The organism is Cyclobacterium sediminis (assembly GCF_054781075.1).
Window position 1 is genome coordinate 121,259 of record NZ_BAAGVC010000002.1, and the last position, 11,484, is coordinate 132,742.

Consider the following 11,484-nt stretch of genomic DNA (forward strand, 5'->3'; position numbering starts at 1 on the left):
TTTATAATGAACGACTTAAAATTTACAAATAAGGTTTCTTTAAAAAGCCTTTACACGTTCATACTTAAGTCTGACAATTTTTTTAATCCTTCGCTAAGTACTAGGGTTTCATTGGATGATTATGCCCAAAAACTTTACAAAAAAGCAACTGTTTTTGCATATGTAAATGGAGAAGGCAGCCTGGTAGGAGCAGTAGTTGTTTACCAAAATGATCCGGATAAAATATACGCCTACATTCCTTTTCTTTCAGTTGCTAAGGAATACAGAGGTAGAGGAATTTTTAAAGATCTTTTTAAAAAAGTTGAGTCAAACTTATATGAAAAAGGATTTCAATATTTAGGTTTAGAAACATGGTTGGGAGGGGATGCCCTGGCCTATTATTTGAAAAATGGCTTCTATATCAAAGACGTCATTAAAGATCGTCCTAACAATGGGATCAGTATAAAATTAAATAAAAGCCTTCAGTTTAAAGAAGATAATTTCCCGTTTTCGCCAACTCCTTTGCAAGCTTTTCCAACTTTGGGGCAAGCCCTTGGTATTAATCTCTTTATAAAGAGAGATGATCTATTTAATTTAACCGGCGGAGGTAGTAAAGCAAGAAAACTTCAGTACATTTTAAGAAAGGCTTATAATCAAGGTTGTAATGCCGTTGTTACTGCAGGAGGCTCACAATCCAACCATGTTCGGGCAACTGCTATTATGAGCTCGGAATTGGGAATGAGAATGAAGGCCATTATTCATGATGATAAAACAGAAAGGGTAGGAAACCTAAAACTAACCCAAATGGTAGGTGCTGACATTTCTTTTGTAGCAATGAAAGATGTGAAAAGTTCAATGGATAAAGCCACCATAGAATATGTTGAGAAAGGCTATCGCCCTTTTTATATTTGGGGAGGTGGTCATTCTGTAGAAGGGGCATTTGCTTATTATAGGGCCATCTACGAACTTAAAGATCAACTTGGGGATAAAGTTCCCGATTATATTGTATTGGCGAGTGGGACAGGAACAACTCAGGCAGGAATCGAAGTAGCTGTAAAAGAAATTTATCCGGATTGTAAAGTTCTTGGGGTTTCGGTGGCTAGGGATAATGAAAGAGGAACAAATTCAATCCTTTCCAGTATTCAAGAACTAGAGCGTACTTTGAAAATTAGTACCGGAAAAATCGAATCAATTTTCTTTGATGACAGTAAAATGGGTTCAGGGTATGAAGATGTTTTTCCGGAACTTTTAGAGGTCATCTCTAATATGGCTAAAGATCATGGTTTAATACTGGATCCAATTTATTCCGGAAAAGCCTTTTATGGGCTTAAGAAATATATAGAGGAAGGAATAATTCCATTGGGATCGAATGTTGTTTTTTGGCATACCGGAAGCCTAATTAATACGTTGACCTCTTCAAATATTGTAAATTGATATGAATATACTTTTAACTTCAGTGGGAAGACGGTCTTATATGATCGATTATTTTAAAGAAGTTATAAAAGGTACAGGCTTGGTTCATGCTGCGAATAGTGAGGAAACTTATGCTATGACTCTCGCGGATCAAAAAGTCATTTCTCCTCCTATATATGACAATTCCTACATAGATTTTTTGCTTAATTATTGCCAAAAACACCAAATAGCTGCTGTTATTTCTCTATTCGATATAGATCTTCCTGTTTTATCACAAAACAAAGAAATTTTTGAAAATCAGGGGGTAAAACTTGTTGTTTCCGATTTCCCGGTAACAGAAAGATGCAATGACAAATGGTTTACTTATTGTTTTTTAAAAGACAATGGAATTGGTACCCCTCTTTCATTTATTAGCCTTGAAGCCTGTAAAAAAGCTTTGCAAAATAAAGATCTCCAATATCCCTTAATAATAAAACCGAGATGGGGAATGGGGTCTATAGGTATCTATCAAGCTGATAATGAGCAAGAGTTAGAGGTTTTGTATAAAAAAACACAAAATGCGATTACTAGTTCTTATTTGAAATATGAATCCGCTGCTGACATAAACAAAGCGATTATTATTCAGGAAAAAATAAAGGGTGATGAATATGGCATTGATGTATTGAATGATTTAAAGGGAGAATTTATTTGCACCGTGGCCAAACAAAAAATGGCTATGAGAGCAGGGGAAACCGATATTGCACGGGTTATTTCACATCCAGATTTAGAGAAATTAGGTAATCAACTATCACTTTTGCTGAAGCACATTGGGAATCTGGATGTGGATTGCTTTTTAATCGATGATAAAATATATGTGCTGGAATTAAATTGTCGATTTGGTGGGCAATATCCTTTTTCGCATTTGGCAGGGGCTAATTTTCCAAAGATTATTGTTGATTTACTCAATGAAAAAGAGGTTGATGAAAATGATTATACAATTGCATCAGGTACGGTTGGATGCAAGGATTTAAAGGTTGTGCGTTTAAATTAATGCCTTTATAGAGTAAAGTTACCCTTTAGGGTTAGTGCCAAATCAATTAAAGCTTATACCTTCTGATCTTTTCCTGCTAAAACTTGTGAATTTTGTTCAGAAAGCCGGTTTGTTGAGCTGGATTTAAAATTAATTATTCCTGAAAGATTTCTTATTTACCGATTTAAATGAAGATAGCCCATTTTTTAAATGACAATAAATTTGTAGACAAGCACATTAAAAAATTCATTGACTGTGATTTTGAAAATGATTTTTTTTATCTAAATCCTAAGAATAACTATTCCGGAAATCATAAGGACAGGGTAGTTTATTTGGCTCCGGAATCGGAAGCTTACACTTCTGTAGTAAATACTATTGAAACCTATGATATCGTTATTCTTTACTATCTCAATTCTGATAAATTTAGATTGGTTGAGGCCATCAAAGACAGTAAAGTTAAGATCATTTGGTCTTTTTATGGCGCAGAGATTTATGATCTTCCCTCAGTTCGCCAGCAAATGCTAAGTGAGAGAACACAGAAAGCTTTAAAAAGAATTTCATATAAACTAAATTTTGCAAAATTAAGGAAGTTAATAGGTCGTTATCGTAATCGATTGAAAAAGAGAAGAACCAAAAGTCAGTGGATGCAGCAATCCTTTCAAAGAATAGATTATTTTCTTTGGTACAACAAGTATGAGTATGACCTTCTAAATGAACTTATGGGACAAAGGCTTCCTTCCTTTATGCAAGCTTCATTAAACAACCCATTGAATGAAGTGGTTCCTGAAAAAAATAAGACCAATGGAATTTTAGTTGGAAATTCGGCCTCTTATTTTAATAACCATTTGGATGTTTTGGATCTATTGACCACAAATCGATACAAAGGCAAGGTTTCTTTGCCTTTTAGTTACTTAAAAAACGACAACTATGTCCCTCTAGTTAAAAATTATGTCGGACGCTCAGATTTGGCGATCAGTATTATGGATGAGTTCATGACCTATACCGAATATATTGCATTTATCAATCAACATAAGGCCGCTATTTATCCTTCCTACAGGCAAATGGGCTTGGGCAATATTTTTATCGCCATTAGATGTGGACTTAAGATTTATTTAAGTGATAAGAATCCAACTTTAAAATGGTTACGGGAGAAGGGGATGAAAATATACAGTCTGGAAAAGGATTTTTCAAATGACCTAATTAAGAATAACTTAACTTTGGAAGCTGAATTTATTGATGAAAATAATAGAATTTATGGTTCTATGGTTTCGGCCGAGCAGGATAGGCTTATGTTTAAAAAATTTAGTAATATGATCAAATAGTATTTGCATTTTGTAGCTTTTGGATGAGCTAAAGATTAAGGTCCTGAAACTAATGAAGTCTCTATTGATCTGGGTTGAGAACCTAAGATTTAAAATAATTAATATTTGATTTTTATGAATTACGAAGTAAAACACAAAAAAGTACTGGTGACCGGAGGAGCGGGCTTTATTGGCTCCAATCTAGTAGATTCCTTATTGGATAACGGAAACACAGTAGTTTGTTTGGATAACTTTTCCACCGGTAAAATTGAAAACTTGAAGGATGCCCAAAGCAATCCCAACTTCACCTTAAAGGAAGGAGATATAAGAGACCGAAATACTTGCATGGAAGCAGTGGAAGGTTGTGATTATGTTTTGCATCAGGCTGCTTTGGGTTCTGTACCTCGTTCCATAGAAGATCCCATTACAAGTACTGAGGTAAATATTATTGGCTTTGTCAATATGTTATTTGCAGCCAAAGAGGCCGGAGTAAAGCGTTTTGTCTATGCTGCAAGTTCTTCCACTTATGGAGACCATAAAGCTTTACCCAAGGTGGAGCATGTCATTGGCAATTCCCTTTCTCCTTATGCCATTACCAAATATGTGGATGAATTGTTTGCTAAAAACTTTTCAGATATCTATGGGATAGAGACAGTAGGCCTTCGCTATTTTAATGTATTTGGTAGAAGACAGGATCCTAATGGTGCCTATGCTGCGGTGATTCCCAAATTTATTTCAAGTCTTATGAAACACGAGAGTCCAATTATCAATGGAGATGGCAGCAATTCAAGGGACTTTACTTATATTGACAATGTGATACAGGCCAATCAATTGGCAGTAGCAGTGCCCACAACAGTTTTTAAAGAAAGATTAAAAGAATACCAAAATCAAGTTCCGGGTGTACCTGGAATTAGTGAAGCCGCTACCATTTCCGAAGTTTTTAATGTGGCCTATGGAGAATCTTCGACACTTAACGAACTAGTGAATTTATTGAAGGAAGAACTTAATACATTTGACTCTCTAATTGCGGAAATACCCGTTGTTTTTGGACCAGAAAGAAGAGGGGATGTTCCACATTCTATGGCATCTATAGAAAAAGGAAAAGTAATCTTGGGGTATAAACCTTTATGTTCTTTTTCTTTAGGGTTAAAAAGGGCTTGTGATTGGTATTGGGAGAATTTGAATTAGATTATGTGATTACTAGAATAGGTTTTATTTAGGGATTCCTTGAAGAGTTTAATCGGAATATTATTTTTTATAATCCTTTTATATTAAATTATTTATTACAGTAGTAGTTATTTTTTAATACATTATTCTGATTATTAATAAGGTTGTTATAGAAACGCTTTTAGGTTGATTTTATTTAGTAATAAAAAAATAAAAAATATTATGACATCCATGAAAAAAGTACTTATTGTTTTTGGCACAAGGCCTGAAGCCATAAAAATGGCTCCTTTAATTAAAGAATTTGAAAAAAATTCAGATGTTTTCGAAATGCGGGTATGTGTAACTGCTCAACATCGTGAAATGTTAGATCAGGTACTTTCATTTTTCGATATTAAACCTCAGTATGATTTAGATTTGATGAAACCAGGACAGGACCTCTATGGACTTACTTCTGCTATAATACTTGAGTTAAAGCCGGTTTTGGAAGAATTTAAACCTGACTTTGTTTTTGTTCACGGTGATACCACTACCACTATGGCCTCAAGCATCTCAGGATTTTATAGCGGTGCTAAAATTTGTCATATAGAAGCTGGATTACGTACATTTAACAAGTACGCCCCTTTTCCAGAGGAAATAAATAGGCAGATTACAAGCCGAGTCACGGATTTTCATTTTGCACCTACTGAAGCCTCACGTAATAATTTAATAAAAGAAAATATAGATCCAAAGACAATCATAGTTACAGGGAATACAGTAATTGATGCATTGTTTCAAAGCGTTGAAAAGGTAAAACGAGAACCTAGTAAATTGGTTAAGAGTTTAGATCAAAAACTGAAAAACTCCCCATTACTTTTGGTTACTGGTCATAGGAGAGAAAATCATGGTGAAGGATTTGAACAGATTTGTGAAGCCCTAAAAACTATCGCCATATTACGTCCAGAAATAAAAATAGTTTACCCAGTTCATTTAAATCCGAAGGTAATAGAACCTGTAAACCGTATTTTGGGAAAAATAGATAATATATCTCTTATTGAACCATTAGCATATCATGACTTTATATGGATGATGGACCGAGCTAAAATAATTATTACGGATAGTGGAGGGGTTCAAGAAGAAGCACCTAGTTTAGGTAAACCAGTGCTAGTTATGCGTGAAACTACAGAGCGGCCAGAAGCAGTTGATGCAGGAACTGTAATTCTTGTTGGTACAAACAAGGAGAAAATTACAAATGAAGCATTAGCACTATTTGATGATACTATTCATTTTGAAAAAATGAGTAATAGACACAACCCATATGGGGACGGGTTGGCTTGTGGAAAAATCGTTAAATTTTTAAAAGAAAGTGTTGAGTAGTGAAATAAGTATTAATAAAGAAGAACCGATAAGAAATTATATCATTCTCAAAATTAATTGAGATAATGATATAATTTGATTCTTCAATTACCTCTTTTTAATTCTTTAGTAAAAAATCTTAATAGTACTACAAACAACTTACGAAATCTTTCATAGGTTAGTTGTGCGTTTATATTTAGACACGTCAATGAAGAGATTTCTATTAAAAAATAAACTAATTCAAAGAGTCAAGAGTTCACCAAAGGCAATTAACCTATTTAGAAATAGTTTTTGGTCTATATTAGGGGCGACTTTGTCAAAAGGTTTATTGTTTGTTACTTGGGTTATAGTTGCTAGAATTCTAGATTCCGATGGGTATGGACAATTTGGAATAATTCGAAGTACTGTTTTAATGTTTACCACCTTTGCGGGTTTTGGTTTGGGAATTACAGCATCGAAGCATGTATCCGAATTTATACAAAATGATAAAGTTAAAACCGGTAAAATTTTAGGTCTTACAATGGCCTTCGGAGTAATAATGGGATTATTAATTGGAATTACTTTCTTTTTTCTATCCCCATGGCTAGCAACTAACACGTTAAAAGCTCCCGAGATAACCGGAGAATTGAAAATTGCGTCTTTGATATTATTTTTTAGTTCATTAAATGGTGCGCAAATTGGTGCGTTGCAAGGTTTTATGTCTTTTAAAATAATAGCAAAGATAAATGTAATCCAATCGGTTGTTTCATTTCCCCTTTTTATTCTTGGGGCAATTTATGGTGGTGTTTATGGAACAATTTGGGCTTTCGCATTCAGTTATATCTTAATTTGTTTGTTAAGTAATTATGCTATCAAATTAGAAGCAAGAAAACGTGAAGTTATTATTAATTATAGGCAGGCTCTTGATGAACGTTCGTTAATATTTAGTTATAGTTTGCCAGCATTTTTAAGTGGTTTGATGGTAACTCCCGTTAAATGGTACACAGACTCCTTACTAGTATCTCAATCTGGATTTTCTGAAATGGGAATATTTACAGCTGCACTTACATTTAACAACATAATTCTTGTTGGTGCTGGAATGCTGAGTGCCCCTTTTATTTCCATTATGGCGCGTGATAAAAATAATGATGAGAACTCAAATTTTTCACGTTTTAATATTTTAGGTCCTTGGGCCATAGGTATATTTATTGCTAGCCCATTTTTGATTTTCCCAGAGCTTGGAGGAGCTTTATTTGGAAAATCCTATCAAGGAGAGTCTTTTAATTTAACTTTTGCCATAATAATGCTTTATACGGTTATAATTATGTTTAAGCAAGGGTTAGGAAGAATTATGATTGTGCATAACTTGCAATGGTGGAGCTTTTTCAGTAATCTATTATGGGGTTGTATATTAATTACTTGTTTTTTATTTGTTGAAACTAAAACAGCGGGTTTTCTTGCAATATCTTATTTGGTAGCCTATGTGGTAAGTACAGTAATTGTCCTTCCCGTCTATTATAAAAGAAAAATTATTCCATTGAATACAATAGAAACTTTGGAATCTTTTATTATTTGGGCTTTGGTAATTCTGATCACTTTTATTGGGTATTTTGTTATAAATATTTACTGGAAGATTTTACTTTTAATTGTTTGCTGGGCTTGTTTTATCTTGTTATTTAAAAAGTGTTTTCAGAAATCCTAAAATTATGAATAGAAAAATAGTATTAGTCAAAGGTGCATATGGCGATGCAAACATAGGTGATGATTTATTACTTGAAATTGTCATAGAAGCTCTCAATATTCAAGGGTTTAATAATAGTAATATAGTTGTAACCGCAAAAAATTCTAACTATATGACTAATAAATTTTCTAATATAAAAGTTATTAGTCCAGCTAGAAGTCGTTTTGTTAATTCGCACTATTTAATTTTAGGTGGTGGTACACAGTTTTTCTCATTTAAAAAAGTGCCAGTAAATAAAAAAAATAAATTTGGAATATATTTTAATATAATAATTAATGATTTCGGAATTATTTTTGATTTTTTAAAAAGTAAGTTCTCTAAAAAATTAGATTCCAAAAAGATTGCATTGGGGATAGGGCTTGGGCCATTTCACAACGAAAATAAAGAGAATAAAGTAAAATCCGAACTTGCTTCTTTTTCCCAAGTGCTATGCCGTGATAAACAATCATTATATTACTGTGAGAAATGGGGAGTTAAATCTGAATTAATTGCTGATATGTGTTTATCTGACTTATTTCGCAAAAGATATCCTTATCATCACTTTTTAAATCAAAATAAAAAGAAAGTTCTTGGAATTGTGTTACGTGATTGGATTCAAAATGATTCTGGAAATATTATTAATAATCAAATATTTGAAATCATTTCTGAATTTAGTGAATTTGAAGTTAAACTTTTTGTTTTTTCAAAAATCAAGGATAAAGAACTCATATCTCATATTAGAACAAACAATATAGTAAATGAAGACAATTTCTATATTTGGGATCCTGATTCTGACGATTTTTCTAACTATTTAAATAAAATTAACTTATGTGACTTTATAATTACAAGTAGATATCATGCAGCTATCTTTGCATTAAATTTTAATATTCCAACGATTTGTTTAGCAATAGATCCAAAATTAAAATTTTTAAGCCAAGAAGTAAATGGTTTTTCATATTGTGAAATTTCGGACATTCCTGACTTACGCAAATTAATTTTAAAGCAGCTACCGATTTATAATCAAATTCAAAAAGAAATAGCCAATTCCTATACTTTACTGAATAAAAGGGCTAATAAAATATTGAATATTTTCTAAATATTGAACTAATCTTATGAAAACTAAAATATTAATGGTTGCTCCTAATTCTATACCTTTATATGGAGCTGAATCAATAGTTAATGTTAAGTTATTAAAATTATTAACCAATAATAATTTTGAAGTAGATCTAATTTCGAAAAGAAATAAATGGGAAAACTATCCAGCAGAAGAAGATCTTAATAAGCTTGATGTTAAATTGAATGATTTTAAGATTGTAGTTGTTGATAATAAATTATCTTTTAAGACAATTTTACAACATATAAGGACATTTTTTACCTTTGGAACAGTGTTTAAAGGAGCTCACTGGGCTTTTATAGTGATTAGTGAACTAAAAAACAATTTAAAAAGAAATAAATATGATTATGTTATTACAAAAAGCTCTCCAAGTTTATTGGTTGGTTATTATTTGAAACGCAAATATGGATACAAATGGATTGCCTCTTGGAATGACCCTTATCCAAATTTGAAATACCCATTTCCTTATGGGAAAGGCATTGATGCTAAATTGCCATGGTTTCAAAAAAAAGTTTTGAAAATTATGGAACAGGCAGATTGTCATATTTTTCCTTCTGAAAGGCTTAAAGACTATATGTGTAAATATATTGACATTAAGGAAAGTAATATTCATATTATACCCCACATTGTATTTAAAGAAAAAGAAATAAAAAAGAATAATTGTACAGATATGCTCCGTATTTTGCATTCTGGTAACGTTAAATCACCACGTAATCCGCGCTCATTTATTTTAGCTATACGTAGGTTATATAATGATAATCCATCCATAAATTTAAAAATAGATTTTGTAGGGGTTTATGATGCAGATTTGAAAACCTTTATTAGTGATAATAAACTTAACAATATAATTTCATTATTACCGCCTAATAAATATCAAGATAGTTTGAAAATTATTCCTAACTATAATTTGGCTATTATTATAGAGGCTGAATGTGAAGAAGGTATATTCTTACCTACGAAAGTTGGTGATTATATGCAATATCAAATTCCTATTTTCACAATTAGTCCTAAAAATGGTTTGCTAAATGATCTTTATCAAAATAATTATATACAGTATTTTTCTGATAATTCTGATGTAGGTAGTATATATGATGAATTGAAATCTATAGTTATTGATTTCCAGAATAATAACCTGAAAAAAAGTAAATTTAACAATTCTTATAACTCTTCACATGTTTTACTTTCTTATCAAAATATTAATATATAATGTTAATATACTTACTAACTTTTTTAGTTTGCGTTTATTTAGATCAAGTTTTAGATAATAAATATTTGTTCTTAAGGCAAATATTTTTATTTTATCTTTATATTTTTTTTTGTTTTGGATATACAGTAGGTACTGATTGGAGATTTTATGAAAATCTTTACAATTCAGGTTCAGATAAATTCTTATTAAATTCTCCAATTGATCAAGGATTCTATTATTTTATTTATTTTAGCAGAAAAATAATACCTGATTTTTGGTTGTTTATAGGATTAGTAAAATCATTGTATTTATATAGTCTTATTCGGATAGTAAAAATTTTCTCTTCTAAAATTTTTACTATTATTGCTATTTTAATGAATTTTCAACTTTTATTTATGCTAGTTGATAATCCATTTAGATTTATGTGTGGATCTATTTTTTTATTATTTGCTACTCCATATCTTATAAATAGAAACTTCATTAAATATTATTTATTATCAATTTTAGCTATTTCATTTCATTATACTTTGGTTATTCCTGTTTTGTCTTCGCTCTTAGTTGGATTTCGAAATAATACTATATTTAAAAATAATTATATTTACATTGTTATTTATATATTTGCTTCGTTTGTTAGTTTATTTCCAATTTTTATTATCTTAATAAGAGAATATTTGGCTCAAATAATTCCTCTTTTATCGAATAAATTATTAGATAGTTATACAATTGAAAGTAATACTTCTAATTTTACAATAGGTAGTTTAATAAAATTATTATTTTTTATTCTATTGATTTTTAAAAGACATTTATTTGATCGTATTCACTATGGTCAATTTTTATTTTTTATGTCATTTTTATACCTTACTTTTTCGAGAGCTTTTATGAGTCTTCCCACGGGATTTCGGTTTAGTATCTATTTTTCATTATTTTTTTGTATAGCACTTTATTTTATTTTTATAAATAGTAAATTTTATTTAAAATCTGCTATTGTTATTCTTATTATTATTTCCATGTCTCGTGAATTATATTCATCTTATCATTTTATTCCTTATACAAATAGTATTTATTACATAGTTTTTGATAATCACCTTCCATATAATTATCGTGACAAATTTAACAAAAATGAATTTAATATTAGGACTGGTGGAGTTGTTGACGAGAAAGAATATATTATACCTTAGGTTTTAGTTTATTTTATTTATATTATCAATTGCTTTTTTTAAATTTAATATATTAAATCTACGCTCATTATTTTTTGCTTAATAATTTTATTTTTTACTTTTATAC

General features: G+C 30.8%; 9 protein-coding genes. All 9 read left to right on the top strand.

Going from position 1 to position 11,484, the window contains the following annotated elements; translation table 11 throughout:
• Nucleotides 1-6: 6 nt before the first annotated feature.
• On the top strand, nt 7-1,413 hold the full coding sequence (locus tag ACYVHJ_RS01100) for a pyridoxal-phosphate dependent enzyme (protein ID WP_460511778.1): 1,407 nt from the start codon (nt 7-9) through the stop codon (nt 1,411-1,413).
• 1 nt (nt 1,414) lies between these two features.
• Nucleotides 1,415-2,422: an ATP-grasp domain-containing protein gene (locus ACYVHJ_RS01105; protein WP_460511780.1), complete on the top strand. Its 1,008-nt coding sequence runs from the start codon at nt 1,415-1,417 to the stop codon at nt 2,420-2,422.
• A gap of 167 nt (nt 2,423-2,589) precedes the next feature.
• Nucleotides 2,590-3,723 (top strand): TDP-N-acetylfucosamine:lipid II N-acetylfucosaminyltransferase family protein, encoded by a 1,134-nt coding sequence (locus ACYVHJ_RS01110; protein WP_460511782.1) that lies wholly within the window; start codon nt 2,590-2,592, stop codon nt 3,721-3,723.
• Nucleotides 3,724-3,837: 114 nt separating this feature from the next.
• Nucleotides 3,838-4,890, top strand: a complete 1,053-nt coding sequence (locus ACYVHJ_RS01115; RefSeq protein ID WP_460511784.1) for an SDR family oxidoreductase — start codon at nt 3,838-3,840, stop codon at nt 4,888-4,890.
• Nucleotides 4,891-5,100: 210 nt separating this feature from the next.
• Entirely contained in the window at nt 5,101-6,222 is a 1,122-nt protein-coding gene (gene wecB, locus ACYVHJ_RS01120) for a non-hydrolyzing UDP-N-acetylglucosamine 2-epimerase (protein ID WP_460511786.1), read from the top strand.
• Between the two features lie 187 nt (nt 6,223-6,409).
• Nucleotides 6,410-7,882: an oligosaccharide flippase family protein gene (locus ACYVHJ_RS01125; protein WP_460511788.1), complete on the top strand. Its 1,473-nt coding sequence runs from the start codon at nt 6,410-6,412 to the stop codon at nt 7,880-7,882.
• Between the two features lie 4 nt (nt 7,883-7,886).
• Nucleotides 7,887-8,996, top strand: a complete 1,110-nt coding sequence (locus ACYVHJ_RS01130; RefSeq protein WP_460511790.1) for a polysaccharide pyruvyl transferase family protein — start codon at nt 7,887-7,889, stop codon at nt 8,994-8,996.
• A 16-nt stretch (nt 8,997-9,012) separates the two neighbouring features.
• Nucleotides 9,013-10,221 (top strand): glycosyltransferase family protein, encoded by a 1,209-nt coding sequence (locus tag ACYVHJ_RS01135; protein ID WP_460511792.1) that lies wholly within the window; start codon nt 9,013-9,015, stop codon nt 10,219-10,221.
• Nucleotides 10,221-11,378, top strand: coding sequence for an EpsG family protein (locus ACYVHJ_RS01140; protein ID WP_460511794.1), 1,158 nt, complete (start codon nt 10,221-10,223; stop codon nt 11,376-11,378). The genes ACYVHJ_RS01135 and ACYVHJ_RS01140 overlap by 1 nt, the downstream gene beginning before the upstream one ends.
• The last annotated feature ends 106 nt before the right edge of the window (nt 11,379-11,484 follow it).

Bases quoted from the DNA above. Each gene is read 5' to 3' on its own strand.
- ACYVHJ_RS01135 (WP_460511792.1), top strand. From the start codon at position 9,013: ATGAAAACTAAAATATTAATGGTTGCTCCTAATTCTATACCTTTATAT.
- ACYVHJ_RS01110 (WP_460511782.1), top strand. From the start codon at position 2,590: ATGAAGATAGCCCATTTTTTAAATGACAATAAATTTGTAGACAAGCAC.
- ACYVHJ_RS01140 (WP_460511794.1), top strand. From the start codon at position 10,221: ATGTTAATATACTTACTAACTTTTTTAGTTTGCGTTTATTTAGATCAA.
- ACYVHJ_RS01105 (WP_460511780.1), top strand. From the start codon at position 1,415: ATGAATATACTTTTAACTTCAGTGGGAAGACGGTCTTATATGATCGAT.
- wecB (WP_460511786.1), top strand. From the start codon at position 5,101: ATGAAAAAAGTACTTATTGTTTTTGGCACAAGGCCTGAAGCCATAAAA.
- ACYVHJ_RS01100 (WP_460511778.1), top strand. From the start codon at position 7: ATGAACGACTTAAAATTTACAAATAAGGTTTCTTTAAAAAGCCTTTAC.
- ACYVHJ_RS01125 (WP_460511788.1), top strand. From the start codon at position 6,410: ATGAAGAGATTTCTATTAAAAAATAAACTAATTCAAAGAGTCAAGAGT.
- ACYVHJ_RS01130 (WP_460511790.1), top strand. From the start codon at position 7,887: ATGAATAGAAAAATAGTATTAGTCAAAGGTGCATATGGCGATGCAAAC.
- ACYVHJ_RS01115 (WP_460511784.1), top strand. From the start codon at position 3,838: ATGAATTACGAAGTAAAACACAAAAAAGTACTGGTGACCGGAGGAGCG.